At 43.1% G+C, this 18,099-nt stretch carries 12 protein-coding genes and 2 pseudogenes; 12 read left to right on the top strand and 2 right to left on the bottom strand.

Going from position 1 to position 18,099, the window contains the following annotated elements; all coding sequences use genetic code 11:
* Positions 1-447: 447 nt before the first annotated feature.
* The 8 genes and pseudogenes from NSS82_RS30015 (at position 448) to NSS82_RS29980 (ending at position 9,292) form a co-directional block, all read left to right on the top strand.
* Positions 448-2,691, top strand: a complete 2,244-nt coding sequence (locus NSS82_RS30015; RefSeq protein ID WP_076099773.1) for a U32 family peptidase — start codon at positions 448-450, stop codon at positions 2,689-2,691.
* 95 nt (positions 2,692-2,786) lie between these two features.
* Positions 2,787-2,933: pseudogene (locus tag NSS82_RS30010) on the top strand (DNA-binding response regulator); the annotation flags it as partial.
* Positions 2,930-3,769, top strand: a pseudogene (locus NSS82_RS30005) (sensor histidine kinase); the annotation flags it as partial. The pseudogenes NSS82_RS30010 and NSS82_RS30005, both read left to right, overlap by 4 nt.
* A 101-nt stretch (positions 3,770-3,870) precedes the next feature.
* Positions 3,871-4,809, top strand: coding sequence for a VanZ family protein (locus NSS82_RS30000; RefSeq protein WP_038573933.1), 939 nt, complete (start codon positions 3,871-3,873; stop codon positions 4,807-4,809).
* Positions 4,810-4,833: 24 nt separating this feature from the next.
* On the top strand, positions 4,834-5,517 hold the full coding sequence (locus tag NSS82_RS29995; protein ID WP_076272989.1) for an ABC transporter ATP-binding protein: 684 nt from the start codon (positions 4,834-4,836) through the stop codon (positions 5,515-5,517).
* Positions 5,514-8,105 carry an FtsX-like permease family protein gene (locus NSS82_RS29990; RefSeq protein WP_076272988.1) on the top strand — a complete coding sequence of 864 codons (2,592 nt, stop codon included), beginning with the start codon at positions 5,514-5,516 and terminating at the stop codon, positions 8,103-8,105. The genes NSS82_RS29995 and NSS82_RS29990 overlap by 4 nt, the downstream gene beginning before the upstream one ends.
* Positions 8,106-8,180: 75 nt before the next feature.
* Complete coding sequence (locus NSS82_RS29985) at positions 8,181-8,771, top strand: helix-turn-helix transcriptional regulator (protein ID WP_256718546.1); 591 nt, start codon at positions 8,181-8,183, stop codon at positions 8,769-8,771.
* The gene (locus NSS82_RS29980; protein ID WP_256718545.1) at positions 8,696-9,292 is read left to right on the top strand and encodes a hypothetical protein; all 597 of its coding nucleotides are present in this window, start codon (positions 8,696-8,698) and stop codon (positions 9,290-9,292) included. The genes NSS82_RS29985 and NSS82_RS29980 overlap by 76 nt, the downstream gene beginning before the upstream one ends.
* A 98-nt stretch (positions 9,293-9,390) precedes the next feature.
* Here NSS82_RS29980 and NSS82_RS29975 read toward each other — a convergent pair whose 3' ends face one another.
* Positions 9,391-9,861, bottom strand: coding sequence for a pyridoxamine 5'-phosphate oxidase family protein (locus tag NSS82_RS29975; protein ID WP_076099768.1), 471 nt, complete (start codon positions 9,859-9,861; stop codon positions 9,391-9,393).
* A 316-nt stretch (positions 9,862-10,177) separates the two neighbouring features.
* On the opposite strand from NSS82_RS29975, the gene NSS82_RS29970 reads away from it, so the two are divergent.
* From NSS82_RS29970 to NSS82_RS29955, 4 genes are all read left to right on the top strand, one after another.
* Positions 10,178-13,069 (top strand): S-layer homology domain-containing protein, encoded by a 2,892-nt coding sequence (locus NSS82_RS29970; RefSeq protein ID WP_076272984.1) that lies wholly within the window; start codon positions 10,178-10,180, stop codon positions 13,067-13,069.
* Between the two features lie 170 nt (positions 13,070-13,239).
* Complete coding sequence (locus NSS82_RS29965) at positions 13,240-14,196, top strand: quinone oxidoreductase family protein (RefSeq protein ID WP_036682403.1); 957 nt, start codon at positions 13,240-13,242, stop codon at positions 14,194-14,196.
* Position 14,197: 1 nt separating this feature from the next.
* The gene (locus NSS82_RS29960) at positions 14,198-14,632 is read left to right on the top strand and encodes a MarR family winged helix-turn-helix transcriptional regulator (protein WP_036682401.1); all 435 of its coding nucleotides are present in this window, start codon (positions 14,198-14,200) and stop codon (positions 14,630-14,632) included.
* A 251-nt stretch (positions 14,633-14,883) separates the two neighbouring features.
* Positions 14,884-15,417 (top strand): YceI family protein, encoded by a 534-nt coding sequence (locus tag NSS82_RS29955; RefSeq protein ID WP_076105142.1) that lies wholly within the window; start codon positions 14,884-14,886, stop codon positions 15,415-15,417.
* Between the two features lie 126 nt (positions 15,418-15,543).
* Here the strand turns inward: NSS82_RS29955 and NSS82_RS29950 are convergent, their stop codons facing one another.
* Positions 15,544-18,099 (bottom strand): FtsX-like permease family protein, encoded by a 2,556-nt coding sequence (locus NSS82_RS29950; protein ID WP_051491238.1) that lies wholly within the window; start codon positions 18,097-18,099, stop codon positions 15,544-15,546.

Below are 18,099 nucleotides of genomic sequence, written 5' to 3'. Positions count from 1 at the left end.
TCCACTTCGATTTTAGTGGAGGCTCTTTTAAGGCTGCTAATCAATGCGCCAGATGCTCGCTCATACTTATGTAAAATAAAATGTTAGCTACTTGGCAATGATAGGCACCCATAATTCCTGCTCAATTTTGGCTTCAGGAGCCAAATAATTCTCTATACATGAGGAGTGAAGAGTTTATGGTTACCTCAGCTGAGAGCGATATTCAGGAGATACGCGTGGCGAAAAATGTACTTAAAGAATTATTATGAGATACGTCCCTTAGAGCAAATGAGGTCATTTAAAACAAGCGCACAAGCCATTGACTTGTGCGTTTTGCTGCAGCTTAAGTATATTTCTTATTTTATGATTAATGGAAATAGTCTGAAGTTTGAGGCGTAACAAAAAATATCTTTAATAAAGAAATGTCGCTTTAACTAGCGTACAATTTATGGGTCATAGGAGGAAAAAATGTCTGAATTATTAGCTCCAGCAGGAAATATGGAAGCTTTAAAAGCTGCAATATCTAATGGTTGTGATGCAATATACTTAGGAATGCAAAAATTTGGTGCACGTGCATACTCGTCTAATTTTGATTTAGAAACGTTAAAAGAGGCTGTTACGTATGCGCACCTGAGGAACGTTAAAATCTATGTTGCAATGAATACCATCGTTTTTGAAAACGAAGTTGAAGAGATGAAAGAGCAGATACACGAATTAAATAAAATCGGTGTTGATGGCATTATCGTCCAGGACCTGATTGCTTTTGATTATATCGTTAAAAACTTTGTTGATATGGAAGCACATTGTTCAACTCAAATGGGAATAGACGATCTAGATGGAACTTTATTATTTAAAGAACTTGGTGCTAAAAGAGTTGTTCTGTCCCGTGAGGTCAAGATTGAAAAAGTAAAAGAGATCAAAAGAATAGCTGAAATCCCTTTAGAAATTTTCGTTCACGGTGCTTTATGTGTATCTTATTCGGGAAATTGTCTAATGTCAGGATTGCTCGGCAATCGATGCGCAAATCGCGGAAGATGTGTGGGTTCATGCCGTAAGGAGTATGAACTAATCGATAAGACAACAGATACATCTTTAGGGAAAAGCTATATTCTATCTACTAAGGACTTAAACACCATCGATTATATCCATGATTTAAAAGAAATCGATTCTTTAAAAATAGAAGGCCGAATGAAGGCGCCTACGTATGTTGCTAATGTTGTATCCAAATACCGCAAGGCCTTAGATCATAAAATAACCGAAGAAGACAAAGAAAATCTGAAAAAAACATTCAATAGAACATTTACTAAAGGGTATTTGTTTCACGAAGACAGGAGAAATATTACAAACATCTTAAAACCTAATAACTTTGGTTATGAAATTGGAACAATCAGCGGGATTGTTAAAGACATGTATGAAATAACACTTACACGTCCTTTAAATCAGAACGATACCATTCGAATCAGTCACAACAATGAAGATGTTAATTTAACGGTTGCCAAACTGTACGATAAAGATGGCGAATTAATCAACAAAGCAGAGGATGTCTGCTATATCAAAATCAAAGAAAAGATGTCTAAGGGAGATTTAGTATATAAAACGAAGGATTATTTCTATAACAAAGAATTAGAAGCATCACTGGAAAAAGAATTTAAGCGGTTTGACCTCGATATTAGAGTATATGCATGTCCAGATTCAAAGCTTTTCATAGATGCGGAAGGCTTAGGCTTTAATTATTCCTATGAAAGCGAGGAAATACTGGGCGAAGCCATTAATAATCCAACAACAAAAGACCAGGTAATCAAGCAATTCTCAAGATTAAATGATACGATATTCGAACTTAATCATGTCGAGTATGAGGAATGCAATGCATTTATTCCAGCTAAACTGTTAAATGCAGCAAGAAGAGATATTGTACTGGGCTTGTATGACTTAAAGCTTAACAGCCAGCAGAAAAGAACCAAGGCTTTGGAAGCAAAAGAAAAAATAAGCTTTGCCCCTGGAAAACCATACCTTACGGCCTCTGTAACGACTAAGGAACAGTACGATGCTTGCGTGAGCTGTGGAATTAAGGAAATCTATTACGAAAATGTGGTTAGAAGAAATCAGAATGATTATAAGGAACAAGAAGGACAGCTACTAATTGGAGGATATGGGGGGATTAATCACTATAGAGAAACAAACCCGTTTGTTACGGACTATTCTCTAAATGTTATTAATGCCACTAGTTGCTATGAATTATATAAATTAGGTGCAAAGCGAGTCACTTTATCTTATGAATTGAATAAGGGCCAAATTGAAGATTTAATGAATGCCTATGTTAAAGAAAATGACGGCTATCCTGCACTGGAAATGATTGTATATGGCAGGGCTCCTTTGATGTTTACGAAATATTGTCCGATGAAAAAAATGAATCAATGCAGAATTTGCAAAACGAAGAGCTATGAGTTAAAAGATGAGCACGGAACGTTCCCTATCATTTCCCATGATGATTGTACAACGACTCTCCTTAACGGGAAGACGCTTAATCTTTTAGATGAGCTACAAGATATCCAAGGAATTGAGGCGCTCAGATTAAACTTCACAGTTGAATCAAAAGAGCAGGTTGTGAAAGTCATTAATATGGCGTCAGGCAAATTAAATGGCTCAATGAATCATGCTGTCTTTAATCAGGAAACAGACACAAGAGGGCATTATAATAAAGAGATTGTGTAGTCGTTGAATTCATTAAATGTTCTAAAATCTTGGGGAATACTATAAGTAAATCCGAGACAGGTGCAATTCAATCCAATCATAAGGATGAACTTCAGATGAAAATATTATTAGTTGAAGATGATAAGACGATCGCGTCGGGACTGGAATATTCGCTGCAGCAAGAGGTTTATTGGACTGTTCTCTGCCATAATGCCGCTTCAGCCCGAAAGGTGCTCGCCGAAGACATCGATCAGTTCACTATTACGAGCTAGAGAAGCTGTCCATCTATTTACGGGAGATTAGCAGCGGCCAGGCCTCCCTTGACCCTCGCGATAATCAAGAAGGTGAGCTTAGCATCTTAAAGAATGATATTTACAAGGTGACACGCATGCTCTCCGAGCATCGTTCTCTATTGCAGCAGGATAAGCTTCAACTGACCGATGCCATCTCCGATATTTCACATCAACTCAAAACACCGATCACCTCTATGACAGTCATGGCAGATCTGTTAAGCGCCCCTGATCTGCCTCCACTCAAAAGAACGAAGTTCACCCATCATATTCGCATTCAACTTGAACGGATCGATTGGCTTGTTTCATCTTTATTAAAGCTAGCGAAAATGGATGCGGGAACTATCCCGTTCAAAAAAGATCGAATACACATGAAAACCCTAATCCAAAATGCACTGGATCCGGTTATGATTCCGATGGATATTAAGGGACAGACCGTTTCCATCACAGGGGATGACAACGTCTCTTTTGACGGCGATTTCCATTGGACTGCTGAAGCGGTTATCAATATTTTGAAGAATGGAGTGGAGCATACACCTGAGGGCGGTGCGATTACCATCACATTTTCCGACAACGTGCTATTTACGGAAATCGTTATTGCTGACAACGGAGAGGGCATTCCGAAAGAGGATTTGCCTTATATATTCAAACGTTTTTATAAAGGGAAGAATGCTAATGAAGGAAGCATCGGTATAGGACTTGCGATGGCTCACAGCATCATTGCAAGCCAGAACGGCGTGATTGATGTAACGAGCGACAGCGGGACTGGTACAGAGTTTCGGATCAAATTTTATAAGCATGTGATTTAACAGCACTCCATAAGTGACTAAACTGTCACCTCCAATGTCACTGTAAAGTCATTTTGGACAGATAAAATGATATTCATCAGATGAACGATGGAGGTACAACCATGCAAATGAAGCAGCAGCGCAAGATTACTTTTTTTATCACCATAGGCTACACCCTGATTATTCTTTATTTTATGTTTTTTGCTTTCGGCAGAGCGGATAAGGTAGATCTAACCAGTCAGTACACCTTTATTTTTTTGCCGGACGATTTTTTTAGGGTGCCGGGTCTTTCCGATCTTCTACATCCGACACTGATGGACTTGGTGGGTATTGGAAACATTGCAGCCTTCATACCTTTTGGCATACTGTTTCCGTTGTTATACCGCACCAGCTTTGTTCGCTTCATGACAGGGTTTATCCTGTCCATTCTTGTGGTGGAGACCATCCAGGCACTAACATTCCTCGGCAGCTTTGACACGAACGACGTCATAAAGAACTCATTGGGCGCTGCTATTGGATTCGGGGCGTACAAGATTGGCTTCCGTACAAAAAACTACTGGAGAAATATCACTGCTACGGGAATTGCCAGTGCTGTCTTAATGCTCGGCGTGTGGGGGGTCTTAGGAGTAGCTGATCAAGTGTTCACCAAAGAGTTGGCCCCTTTTGTAGCGATAAACGAATGGGAAGATAGTACCGGAAATCGATTAACGGGAACCAAACAGAACAGTCTTAAGATTGGCGGTCAAGACGTGACACCCCAATATAATGTGTATGGCATCGAAGGTAAAAAGAAGGAAACATATACGTATTCGCTAGGTAATAAGGGAGATCTGTATCTTAGCTTGAATTATGGAATTCCTGATCATAAGGATTTTCAGGGCAGCATTAAGGTTACCGTTGACGGGCATGAGCTCCTGTCTGTATCTGCAGAAGATCAGCTCCATGAGCCGGATATGAGGATCCTTTATCTCACCGGGGCTAATGAGCTTAAGATAACCATTGAGGGGAATGAAACCCTTTGGGATGTTGGATATAGAGAGATGGTATATACCTGGAATTGAGCATCTAGGGAAGGAGGGATGACAATGGAGATTTTAACAATTGAAAATTTGTCCGAAATATACGGCACAGGCGAATCGGCGGTGAAGGCGCTTGATGATGTTTCCTTTTCGGTCCAAAAAGGTGAATTCGTCGCAATTATCGGACCTTCCGGATCGGGGAAATCGACACTCCTTCATATGCTGGGCGGTGTGGATCGACCGACTGGCGGGAAAGTGTATGTTCAGGATACGGATATGTATACCTTGGACGAAACGCAGCTGGCCATCTTCAGACGCAGGCAAATCGGGCTGATCTACCAGTTTTTCAATCTGATTCCCGTCCTGACGGTGGAAGAGAATATTACGCTGCCGCTCTTGCTGGATCAACAAAAGGTAGATCAAAAGCAATTGGCTGATCTTGTGAATACGTTGAATTTGCAGCATCGATTAAACCATCTGCCGAATCAGCTATCCGGTGGACAGCAGCAGCGTGTCTCGATTGGCAGGGCGATCATCGGCAATCCTGCGATCATGCTGGCCGACGAACCCACCGGGAATCTGGACAGCAGGAATAGCATTGAGATCGTCGTTTTATTCAAAATGCTGAATAAGACCTATCATCAGACACTGATCGTAATCACGCATGACGAACGGATCGCCCTGCAAGCCGACAGAATCATTTCGATTGAAGATGGGAGGATTGCCAAAAACGAGGTGATAAGGCGATGAATATTGTCAATACATTAACCATCCGGCATCTGAAGCAGAACAAGAGACGAACACTTGTGACTATTTTTGGCGTAATTATTTCGGTATCCATGATGACCGCTGTCATTACGCTTATTTTTTCCTTTGCGGATTTAATGATCAGACAAACTATCACAGATACAGGGGAGTGGCATATTCAGTATCAAGATATAACCAAGAAACAGCTTGCGGCGATACAGGGCGATGATGCAACCAAAACGGTTGCAATCACAAGAGACCTTGGGTATGCCCCATTAGAAGGGGGACAAAATTCCAATAAGCCGTACTTGTCCATTAAGGAATATGATGTGCAAGGGTTCACACAATTTCAGATTGAAATAAGCAAGGGACGCCTTCCGCACACGGACAAGGAGGTTGTGATCTCCGAGTCTGTTGCAACAAATGGCAAAGTGAAGTACGAAATCGGCGACCGTCTAACGCTTCGCGTCGGCGACCGATTCGAACAAGGGGGCGATCATCCCCTGGATCAGACGGAACCGCTGCGCAGGAAAGACGGCACATTAACCGAGACATTACAGCATAGCATAATTAGGGATTATACGGTGGTAGGCTTCATTAAACATCCGGTGTCGGAAACGGCTTGGGCCCCGGCTTATACGATCATTAGCTATGTCGATGATCATATCATCGGGGGGGACGATCGGGTCGATGCGTCGGTGGTCTTGCAGCGGGTCAATCCGTTCTTGTTCGCATATGCGGAGAAGCTGGCTGAGAAAAACCAAATTGACACTGTCCAATATAATGACGATTTGCTTCGTTATTATGGCTTGTCCAGCAGCGGGGCCTCATCCAGCATGATGTTCTCATTATCGGCAATCATTATAGGGACTATTATAATTGGCTCGGTTGGACTCATCTATAACGCTTTTGCGATATCCGTCTCGGAACGTTCCCGCCATTTAGGGATGCTCGCGAGCGTGGGGGCGACGAAAAGGCAGAAGCGAAATTCCGTATTTTTTGAAGGTATCGTCATTGGTTTGATCAGCATTCCCATTGGCATCTTATGCGGTCTTGCTGGAATCGGAATCGCCTTTTCGTTCATGAACACAATGATTGAAGGGGCATTATGGACTAGTGAAAAGCTGAGGCTTATCGTCACGCCGTTATTGCTCTTGATTACTTGTCTTGTTTCGATGCTGACGATTTTCGTTTCGGCGTATCTCCCGGCGGTTAAAGCATCCAGGGTATCTCCCGTGGACGCGATTCGCCAAACCACTGACGTAAAGCTTACGGCCAAAGCAGTGAAGACGTCGAAGATTATTCGTAAGCTCTTCGGAATCGAAGCAGAAATCGGGCTGAAAAACTTAAAAAGGAACAAACGAAGACATCATGTTATTCTTTTTTCGCTTGTCATCAGCATCGTTTTGTTTTTGACGATATCGTTTTTCACGACTGGCCTGACACAATCTCTGGCATTGTCGCTGGAAGGCATCAATTACGATATTGAAGTGTCGTCCAGTAATGGCGAAAGACTAGATGACCGGTTGATGCAATCGCTTGTATCTCTTGTTGGCGTCACGGAATACAACGTGAGTCATGAGTTAGTCGGGAACGCTTGGGTCGATGCAGCAAGCATCGCCGACGAGTTGCAAGAGAAGGTTAAGCAGGATAAGAGTATGCTGCAAGACGGGAAATACCCTTACGAAATTAAGCTATATGCAATGAATGATTCGAGCCTGCAAGCCTATGCCAGAGCGGTTGGCGCAGATTACGAACAGCTTACGGATCTGGATCATCCCGCCGCAATCGTGATGGATACGATTCATTACAAAGATATAGATACGGGGAAATATATTCAGACGAAGTCCATATATGCGAATATCGGACAACATATCGAGCTAACGAGTTTTATTAAAGCGAGCGGGGAAGAAACGAAGGCAAATAAAGTGATATTTGCCGCATTGACGGATAAGGCACCGATGGGGATGAGCCCGGTAGGCGTAGGCGGGTTAAATATGATCGTGTCGGAACGCGTCATGAATCGGCTGGCAGACGGCGAGGAGCTGGCTAACGCTTCGATGTACCTCCATTTGAAAAGCACGGAACCGGTGAAAACGCAGCAGGAAATTGAAGCGATGAATGAGACCAATCTGAATGTCTACAATGTATATCAATTCAGAATAAGAGAAGAACAACAGATTCTGCTGATGAAGGTCTTTTCTTACGGTTTTATCGTATTAATCTCTGCGATTTCTGTTGCGAACATCTTTAATACGATCTCAACAGGGCTGGCTCTTCGCAAACGGGAATTCGCGATGCTGAAATCCGTAGGCGCGACGCCAAAGGGGTTTGCAAAAATGCTGAACTATGAGAGTGTTTTTTATGGGGTCAAGTCGCTCTTGTATGGGCTTCCTGTCAGTTTCGCCGTGATGGTTCTGATCTATAAAGCATTTGCGAACAAATTCAGCTATGGGTTCACCCTGCCCTGGATGAGCATTCTGTCTGTCATAGTGTGTGTATTTGTCATTGTCAGCTCTGCGGTTGTTTATTCCGGAGCTAAAGTAAAAAAGGAGAATATTATTGATGCATTAAAGCAAGAGAATATATGATTCACTTACTTCACCCAGAGGAGGAGACGTTACCCGACGTCACACACAATCATGCGAGTTGACCGATTGCTCTCCATGCTGCTGATCATCTCCGGTAAAGGTACGGTAACGGGCAAGGAGCTTGCCGAGCATTTCGAGGTATCCTTGCGGACGATCTACCGGGATATCGAAAAATTAGGAGAAGCCGGCATACCGGTTGCCTCGTCCAGCGGCAAGGACGGAGGATACTATATTATGGACAGCTATAATATAAGCGGCCTCTTTTTAAACCGGGATGAAGCTCATACGTTTGTAGCTGTAATGAAGAATTTACACGGCTTGTTTGGCAGGAACGAAGCTTTTAATGACATTATGCTAAAGGTTGAGCATACCTATAAGCGGGAGCCCGAGAAGCACAAACTGACTCTGGATATGTCCCATTTCAGCATGGAGCAGGAAATTAAAGAATACATTGGGATCATAAGCAAGGCCATCACGGATAACAGGCTGCTGGTGTTCGACTATATCAACAGGGATATGGAATACCTGGAGCGAACGGTAGAGCCAAGCTGGATTGACTTTCGCCATGGAGATTGGTATGTGATAGGCTTTTGCCGGGTCAGAGGGGACTACCGCAGATTCAAGCTCGTGCGGATCAAGCAACTGAAGCAGGACCGCCTTTTGTAAAAAGAGAGCTGCCCGATGACCGAATCGCCGAGGTCATTGAGCACAGCTATTCGCAGCGGGACATACAGGTTGTGCTCAGATTCACTTCACGAATTGGTGCGCAGCTTCCCGAGTATTTTCAGAAAGAGAAGATTAGCCGGGGTGAAGATGGCAGTAGGACGCTCCAGCTATATTATGATAGAAATGTGTATAAAATGAAATTTATCTACATTGATCCATTTACACAAGAAGAAAAGCTAATCAATGAGGAAACCTATCATTTCGGCGTACAATTCACGATTCCAAGTAAATCTGTCTGGGGATTAGGAGTGACTGGAATTGGATGGAAGGCGTTAGACGGGGCACCGGAAATTGATGAGTATGCTATGAACTTAGTACCGGCACAAAATGTGACTTATGAGCTTATCTTGCCTGACGAAGGAAGCGGAGAAGGCGGAGAGGGTGAAAATCCGGGATTTCCAGGTTTTCCGGGATTTCCGGGAAGTCAATTCCCAGGCCTTACGGGTTTTATAAAGTTCTAATGTAGTTGTTATCATTTAGTTGGTTCTTATGAAAAGGTTCATCGCGGCGGACTGCTGCGATGAACCTTTTTTGCTGACTGTTCTATCACATAGATCACTTAATTTGCCGTCTTATTGATAAAATCAATCTCATTTCTGATCCCTTTATGGGCGTCATTCCACAGGCCCTTTGTCAGGCGAATGCGCAGCAGACATGTGTTAGGGTCTTCGTCGTTATTGGCTTCGTTATACCAATCGGCGAATATAGTGCGCAACTTAGTCATCATCTCGGCGTTATTCTCGTCACATACCCAGCCCAGGTTCTCACCGATACCATCGGCCGTAAAGTTTTCGACGATGATACAAACGGCGACTTCGGGGTTCTGGGCGATCTGCCGCATTTTGCCTGAGGTCGCATAAGTGACGGTGTAGAACGCGCCGTCCTCATAATAGGCGTCCACTATGCGGGCGGCGGGACGGCTTATACCATTGGCCCCGGGTTCCAGCGCGATGGTAGACAGAGTAATCAGGCCGTCCTTGTTACCCACTTGTTCTTCCAGCAGCTTCATGGCTTCGTCGTACTTGCTCATTATACTACCTCCTAAAATGTCATAAGGTATACATTGTTAAGCTTATCATTGTAAAATATTGGTGCATGTGAAGAATAATACGATAAAAGATTAAATCGCCATCAATCCAAGCTTATACTCGATGGTCTTTTTTTTATGCCATTTAATCTCCAGTCTACAAATATATCTATTTTTTTTATGTAATAGACATTGTCAATTACCCTGGTCCTATTGTAGAATCAAGAAGTTGTCGAATAATGGTGTAAAATGCCATCCTTGGAACTCACTAGGACGACAGACTCATTGATATTTTTAGAGTAAGAAGGGGGAAGAAACAATGTTATTCCAAGCAGCACGCCGTAAACTCAGTCTGATGATTGTGTTTGCCCTATTAGTAAGCACTCTTACGCCACATATGGTGTTTGGTGAGGCCGCACAGTTCAAAGACATCACAGGCTCTTATGCGCAAAAGGAGATTCATTCATTAACTGAAGCAGGAATAATCTCAGGGTATGAAGATAACTCTTTTAAACCGAAAAAGGCTATGTCACGTGCCGAACTGGCGAAAATCATAGTCCTGTCGTTGGGTCTAGAAGCAAATGCTGATCAAGCCGCACCGTTTAAAGACGTTGCCGCGAACAGTTGGTATCGCGGTTATGTAGGTGCATTGGTAAAGGCAGGCATTACGGAGGGGACATCGGCGACCACCTTCAGTCCTAATGCAAATGTCACCCGTGAAGAGCTGGTCGTATTTTTCATCCGAGCTTTCGAATTGGATGAAACAGCGAAGAAGCTTCCGGTTGATAGCAAGCTGTCAGATATCTCAGAGGTGTCCGAATGGGCAAAAGCGCAAGTATCCCTTGCCTTTAAAAATGGTTTCATCAACGGGGTCCAAGGCAGTGACGGCACCCTGAAATTCAAACCCAAAGAGCATGCGGAGCGCCAAGCTCTGGCTCGTCTGGCTTATGAGTTCAAAACCAATAAGTCAGTATATGTCGAGAAATCCAAACAGCTTCTGGCTGAAGAGGTTAATAAGGGCAAGAGTCCTGAGGTAACACCGACTGCCACCCCGGCAACAACTGACCGCGGGACATCTGTGACAGCACCAGCGCCGGGAGCTTCAGGTCCGGGAACGCCAGCATCGGCAGCACCGGCAACCCCAGCACCAGTGACACCAACACCAGTGACACCAACACCAACACCGACATCGACACCGACACCGGCAACCCCGGCACCGGCAAATGCTCTCCAGGTTGTGGTGAAGGGGGAGAGTTCAGATGCCATTTATGTGGAAGAGCCAACAGAAGTTATATTCCGCTCATCGATTAATGCGGCAGGAACGGTAATCGCTAGTGTCTATCAAGTAGATGATAGCGGCAAAGTGATTTCCCAAATCATTTCGTTGTACGATGACGGTTTGGAAGCCCATGGAGACAGTCTTGAGGCAGACGGGCTGTACAGTGGCAAAGCAGTATTGACTGAAAGTACGGAGGGTTACATAAATCTGCAGGCGTTTGTGGGAGATGTGCCAAGCAGCACAGTTTTTAAATTATCTGTAATGAAGCATCTTACGGATGAACAGCTTGCACAAACGGAAATCATTGAAAATAATACACAGAGTAAGCTTGATCAACTGGCTACTTCATATGGTAATTTGCAAAAAGCAAAGGAAGAAACTGTAGCTTGGCTCCAAACCCAAGCAGAAGTAGAGCATGCTGGAATTTCGGGTGAAGGAGGAAGCATCTGGTATTTGCTGGACAACGGGATTCTAGGGGGGATATCCGCAGCTCCTGAGAATACAAAAGGGTTAAGCAGCACCGTAGAAGAGGCTGCGTCCAGTACTGCATTGGCGGCTGAGGCGCTAACGCAAAATGTGGAACAAACTGTAGCCACCATAGGAAGCCAGCGGGTTGCTGTAATTTCTCCGTTCTCCGGCACACTTCCATCTTCGACTGTTTATGACGCTGTATATCACAGCTTTGACCAGTCGAGTTACCCTTTCCTTGTGGAAAGAGTAAAGGACACCGCAGCGGGCGTGAATTTCTTTAAAGGACTGAATCAGTATGGCGTCGTGGTCTTGGATACCCACGGAGATACTTATTATGATGAAATAGTGCTACAGAAGCTCCATAATAAATACGGCATTGATTTCAAATACGCTGGACCGCAAGTCATGTTCCTGACAGGAGAAAAGGCAACGACAGAGAGCAAAAAGACCTATGAGTTGGACTTGAAAAAGGGAAGATTGGCTATTATATCCGGTTATTATGCTATTACACCGTCTTTTATTACACGGTACAACGATATGCTTCCTGATACCATCGTATATAATGGCAGCTGCCGCAGCGCGTACAACGATTCCATGGCAGATGCCTTCATCAACAATGGTGCTGGCACTTATTATGGATATACCGATTATGTAAAGCTTGCATATGATCAAGCTATTGCTAAATCCGTATTTACCGCTTTAAACGATGAGAACATGACAACCGAAAAAGCCTTTCAAGCAGCAGTGGCTGCCCATGGAGCAAACGATGGATTGGCAGCATTCTTCATGAAAGGAAGCAGCATTGGCACTAAGACCGAAGGGGTCATCAACGGAACCTTTGAAAACGGAACTTGGACCGGCTGGAATGGAAACGGCGATGTTCGGGTGATCTCCAAGCTGGGACCGCTTAAACCGACAGAGGGGAACTACATGGCTATTATCAGCACTGGCCTTGGGTATGAAAACAATGATCAAGGAGGATATGACTACAATTCAGATAGTTATATCGAGCAAAGTTTCATTGTTCCAGCGGGTGCAACAACCCTATCGTTTGATTACAATTTCATTTCTGAGGAGCCTAAGGAATTCGTTGGAAGCAAATTCAATGACACCTTCAGAGCAACGGTAACTTCCAGTGTATACATTAATACGGCTTCCCTCATTACTTCTCACATGAATGGCGGCAATACAGTGACGTCCAGTGTCTATGGCAATGATTCTGTTATTATCGGGGCTGAATCGATTAATGAATCCACGGCCTATTGGATTGAAGAGAACAAAGTAGCGATTGATTTCTACGGCGGGGATCATACAACATACATGACGAATTGGAAGCATGTACAATTTGATGTAAGCCAATTTGCCGGCAAGGGCTCCATTGTCCTTCGGTTCCATGTTTGGGATCAAGGAGATAGTATCTACGATACGGCAGTACTAATCGATAATGTAATATTAAAGTAATCAAAAAACGGCTGGATCAGGGGAACCTGACCAGCCGTTTCTTTTGGAAATAAGAATGGACTTGCGTTCGGATATGGATTCCAAATAAAATGTGCATATTGCACATAATTTGTGTTATACTTTATTATGTGCAATATGCACATAATATGGGGTGGAAGAAGGGTGTAAATATGAAGGCAGCAATCGTAAAGGATAAGGGGACGATTCCCGTAATGGGTCATTGTGATTCCCCCGTTGGGACAGAGGGGCTAGTTATAATTAACGTTACGGCCACAGCCTTGAGTCGAGTTAGCAAGTTCCGTTCAATGGGTATGCACTACTCTTCTGAAGTTAACTTTCCAATTGTAGCCGGTATCGACGGTGTAGGAACTTTGAAAGATGGGTCTCGTGTTTACTTTGCGCTGCCTACTGCACCATATGGCAGTTTGGCTGAGCAAACAATCGTCAACGAAAAGCTGACTGTCCGTTTACCAGATGGTATTGATGATCTCACTGCTGCCGCTATCGCCAACCCTGCTATGTCGTCATGGGCTGCATTGGTATTTCGAGCTGGTTTTAAATCCGGTCAAACTGTATTGATTAATGGCGCTACTGGTGCATCCGGTAGTTTAGCAGTTCAGATTGCTAAGGGTCTGGGGGCCAAGAAGGTCATTGTAACAGGACGCAACGAATCGAAGTTGCAAGCACTTGAAGCTGATGAGGCTATTGCATTTGATATGACAGCCGACAACGGTCAAAAAATGTTTGAAAACGCCCTAATGCCAGTTATTGCTGAAGGTGTTGATGTTATATTGGATTATCTTTGGGGCGACAGCGCACTCGCTATCATGTCAGCTCTTGTTAAGGCGAAAACGGATCGTTCAACTCGTTTTGTAAGCATTGGAACTTCATCTGGCCAAGAAAGCATTCATTTACCTTCATCTCTTTTACGCTCATCAACAATCGAACTCGTAGGTAGCGGAGATAAGAGTGTTTCTAAAGCTGATATGCTATCTGCTGTTAGAGGTGTCTTTGAAATGGCTGCCGAGGGGAAGATAAAAATTACCACAAAAGAGTTCGCTCTAGAAGATATTGAAGAGGCTTGGAATGCCCCGCTAATGCCTCGTCCTGTTGTAAGGGTGAAATAAAATGGAAAACGATATTTTTAAAGCACTGATCGATTTAGTTTCCATTATCAATAGGCCAGACCGTGATAAGAAGATGATTGCTAATGCTGGCGTAAATTTGGAAGCAGCAACCTTTCGTGTCTTTGTGGGCATCGTGCATCTCCAACCGACTAGTGTTGGTGATTTGGCCGCCATGATGGGAAAAAACTATTCGAGTGTTAGCCGGCAAATTGATAAGTTAGAAAACGCGGGGTTGGTTCATACGTATCCATCAAGTGCAGATTCCCGCATTCGTGTGTCTGAATTGACGAAAAGCGGGGAGGAAATCAATGCAATGATTAGCCTCACCCGTGAACGCATTTTGCATGAAGCTTTGGATGACTGGACTCTAGAGGAAAAGAACAGCTTATTGAATAACTTAAGGCGTTTATTTGAATCGTTGCAAAGATTCGACTAGTTGCAGATTATGACTGTTCACACACAGCTCAATGTTTATTGCGATGGTGGATATTCGGGTAAAAGGAATTACGGATTCAATGGGGAACCATTCTGAAATCGGATTTACGAGGAAGCCGCAAAAATGCTAAAACGCTACTGACACAACGTTGTCAGTAGCGTTTTTGTATATTAGGGGTATAGCGAGTAGCGCAGTGTTTTGGAGATAGGGTGACCTTGCTCATAATCTTATTATAGAGGTGGAATTTATTCATGAGTAATATCAAATGGGAAGTGGATCCGGACCACAGCTCCGTCGAGTTTTCGGTGACGCATTTAATGATTAATAAAATCAAAGGAGTATTTGAGCGTTTCCAGGCTATCTTAAGTTTTGATCCCAACGAGTTAACAACTATGGGTATTCAGGCTTCCATAGACGCAAATAGTATCACAACTCGCCAAGCGCAGCGAGATGAACATTTGAGGGGCGACGACTTCCTTCATGCTGCCAAGTATCCAACCATTGCGTTTCAAAGCACCAACTGCGTCTTTGCTGGTGAGCGGCAATATGAACTTACAGGCAATCTAACTCTGCATGGAGTAACCCAATCTGTTACTTTTCATACTGTATTTGAAGGACTAAACAAGGACCCACGCGGACGGGAACGTGTAGGATTTCATTCAACAGCCAGTATTGATCGTAATGAATTTGGTTTGAAATTCAACTCGCCTCTGGAAACGGGTGGAATTATAGTCGGAAATGAAGTGAGGATCGAGCTTTGTATTGAGGCAATTAAAATACTGTGAACCGTATCACAAATTAATGTATTTTTACACCAAACGTAGTTATGACAAGGTATAAAAAAATCCCTCTCTGCGTAATAGAGAGGGACAGTAACTATTTAAGTACCAATTCATTAGAGCCTTATTAGATCATAACTGGTTGGTCTGTAAGAGCTGCGTAGGTTTAGTAAGCAGAGCAGGCCTCGCCGCTATCCAAGCCACTGAGAGTGTGGTTATAACACATAGGCCAATCCCATAAATCACCCATTTAACATCAACCAGGACAGGTAACTTGAACATAAGTTTTAGAGCTACAGTCGTTAACAACAAAGCTATCCCTGTACCAGCAGTTCCTGAGACTAAAGATAAAACAAAGTTCTCTAACAAGATTGACCGTAATGTCTTACCATTGGATACTCCCACTGCTTTGATGATTGCAATTTCTCTGCGTTTTCTTAAAAGGCTTATCACAATTTGATTCCCGATGGTAAGTATCGCTGTAATGAAGGCAAATAAAGTCACTATAGAGAAGAATACACTTATCATACGTATCATTGAATTTAAGCTTTCGGAGGCTGTACTTGATACTGAATACGCCATAGCGGATGCTGGAAGTACACCGTTTAATTCAGAGAGTAAACCCGTAGTCAGGGTCCCTCCGTCAATAGAAAACATTACCCGGTTAGGCGCCCCATATTTAGACAATATATCTTTAGTTGTTCTCATACCTACTGTTTTTACGAACCCTGATTCAAAAAAGCCAACAATTTTGAAAGGAATCTTCTTTTCTCCCATTGTAACTTCAACTGTATCGCCTGTCTTAATTCCCAACTGTTGATAATCTTCCAATAATAATGCGGTCTTGTGCGATGAATCATCTTCTATAAGGTCACGTCCACCAATAATGGAATAGGACCTTGATGCAAGTGAAGGGTCAACACCTTCAATGCTCAATTTATTGGAAGCGAAGAACTTATTCCCGTCTGACTTTTGCTGAAAAAGAGAAGTTGCTTCACTTCCGTTAATTGAACTTAAAAGACCGTTCATCTGGACACCCTCTGTCCACTTTTTAATATCGAGAGATTGAAAAGCTTCCTTGACTGCTTCAGACTCTACTAAGGAGCTTGTGATGAGTAGATTTCCTTTGGCCTCGGTCTCTAACTGTTGACTGACAGACTGAGTTAAGTTATCAGCGAAAAGTTCGCTTGATACTGCTGATGCAACACCAACACTCAAGATAAGAGCCAATAGTCCGTATCGTTTTCTTCCAGATGATAAATTATGAAAAGGGATAAACCAACGAGGAGAGATGAGTTTCCTCATGCTTCCAACCACTCTGAAAATGAAAGAGAAAGCAGAAGAACATACCTTCACAAATATACTTACCAATATAATAATCAGTAGAATCCCTAAAAAAGATAGAACGACTCTAGAACTAATGGATTCGGTTGAACCCAGAAAAAGTGTTTTTTGTAAGTAGAATGCTACAACTAGCGAAATCAGTAATAATAAGAGTCCTCTTTTCCAAAAGCGTACCCGATAAGAAGGGATCTGATGGTTTCCTTCAAGCAATAGCTGCATAGGAGAGACGATGAGCATTCCTTTTAGAGGAATCCATGTTGATATCAGTGCCATTAGCATTCCTACTGCGAAGGTAACAATTGTGACTTTCCATGAAAACTCCCAAGACAACGGTATAGCTAACATTTTGCCTACGTAAGAAGTTAACCAAGTACTCACTAGAAGACCTGTTACTATTCCAGTAATAGTTCCTATCGTCCCGATAAGAATACCTTCTGTTAAAAAGGTACCGGCAACTGAGCGAGAGCGTACACCTATTGCCTTCATAACTGCAATATCGCGCATTCTAGTGCTCATTGCCTGCTTCATTGTATTTGAAACTGTCAAAGCGCTGATTCCCAGTGCAAGCAGACTGAACAATTGTAAAAGTAAAAGAAGGGTCTTGGCTTGAGCCAAGCTTTCGTCTGTCCGCTCTTTCGTGTCCGTTAGTGTAGCACTTGGCAGATGCTTCTCAAGTTCTGCTTGCCAAGAAGTCTTTGGTGTGCCCGCTTTCCAATGGATAAGAATTTCATTTGTGCTTCCGGCTGGAGCGTTTAGCAGATTAGCTGCTTCATTCAACGGAAGATAAGCAGCTCCAAAAATATCCGCATCTCCGTAAGACTCTTGAACATTAAGTACTAATCCTTTTACCTTGTACTCATGCAGACTTCCATCAGACGCGCTCGGCAACCAAATTTTTTCTCCAACCTTTACCTGTAGGCGATCTGCTGCATTATCAGCAAGAAGGACCTCATTTGCTTGAAGTGAACGGATGCCAGGATATTGATTTTCCCCATAATAAGGGTAAGTCTTCGTATCAATTCCCTTCAAGATCACGCTTGTTGTTTTATTTTTGGATTGCACCATGCTCTGTCCGACATATGAAGATGAATGGCTGTCGATTTCTCCCATGTCTTGGAATATATCATTCACTATATTGCTCTGTAGTGGCTTAAGGTAGGACTGGACTAATACATCCCCACCTAATAGCAGTTTGGCAGAATTCTCAATAGAACGTGGCGCCAATTCAGATAATAGGAACATACTAAAGAAACTTGCACTTCCAATAATGAGAGACAATATAGTGAAAATTGTTCTTAATTTGTTACGTAATAAACTTCTCCCGGCAGAGCTCAGCCATATCAT

The sequence above is a fragment of the Paenibacillus sp. FSL H7-0735 genome, assembly GCF_038008505.1.
Lineage (GTDB): Bacteria > Bacillota > Bacilli > Paenibacillales > Paenibacillaceae > Paenibacillus_AQ > Paenibacillus_AQ odorifer.
This window is presented reverse-complemented; position numbering and strand designations above follow the sequence as displayed.

Coding starts and splice junctions, on each gene's coding strand:
- NSS82_RS29985 (WP_256718546.1), top strand. CDS start 8,181: ATGCTGCTGATCATCTCCGGTAAAGGTACGGTAACGGGCAAGGAGCTT.
- NSS82_RS29955 (WP_076105142.1), top strand. CDS start 14,884: ATGAGTAATATCAAATGGGAAGTGGATCCGGACCACAGCTCCGTCGAG.
- NSS82_RS29975 (WP_076099768.1), bottom strand. CDS start 9,861: ATGAGCAAGTACGACGAAGCCATGAAGCTGCTGGAAGAACAAGTGGGT.
- NSS82_RS29965 (WP_036682403.1), top strand. CDS start 13,240: ATGAAGGCAGCAATCGTAAAGGATAAGGGGACGATTCCCGTAATGGGT.
- NSS82_RS29990 (WP_076272988.1), top strand. CDS start 5,514: ATGAATATTGTCAATACATTAACCATCCGGCATCTGAAGCAGAACAAG.
- NSS82_RS30000 (WP_038573933.1), top strand. CDS start 3,871: ATGCAAATGAAGCAGCAGCGCAAGATTACTTTTTTTATCACCATAGGC.
- NSS82_RS29995 (WP_076272989.1), top strand. CDS start 4,834: ATGGAGATTTTAACAATTGAAAATTTGTCCGAAATATACGGCACAGGC.
- NSS82_RS30015 (WP_076099773.1), top strand. CDS start 448: ATGTCTGAATTATTAGCTCCAGCAGGAAATATGGAAGCTTTAAAAGCT.
- NSS82_RS29970 (WP_076272984.1), top strand. CDS start 10,178: ATGTTATTCCAAGCAGCACGCCGTAAACTCAGTCTGATGATTGTGTTT.
- NSS82_RS29950 (WP_051491238.1), bottom strand. CDS start 18,099: ATGATATGGCTGAGCTCTGCCGGGAGAAGTTTATTACGTAACAAATTA.
- NSS82_RS29960 (WP_036682401.1), top strand. CDS start 14,198: ATGGAAAACGATATTTTTAAAGCACTGATCGATTTAGTTTCCATTATC.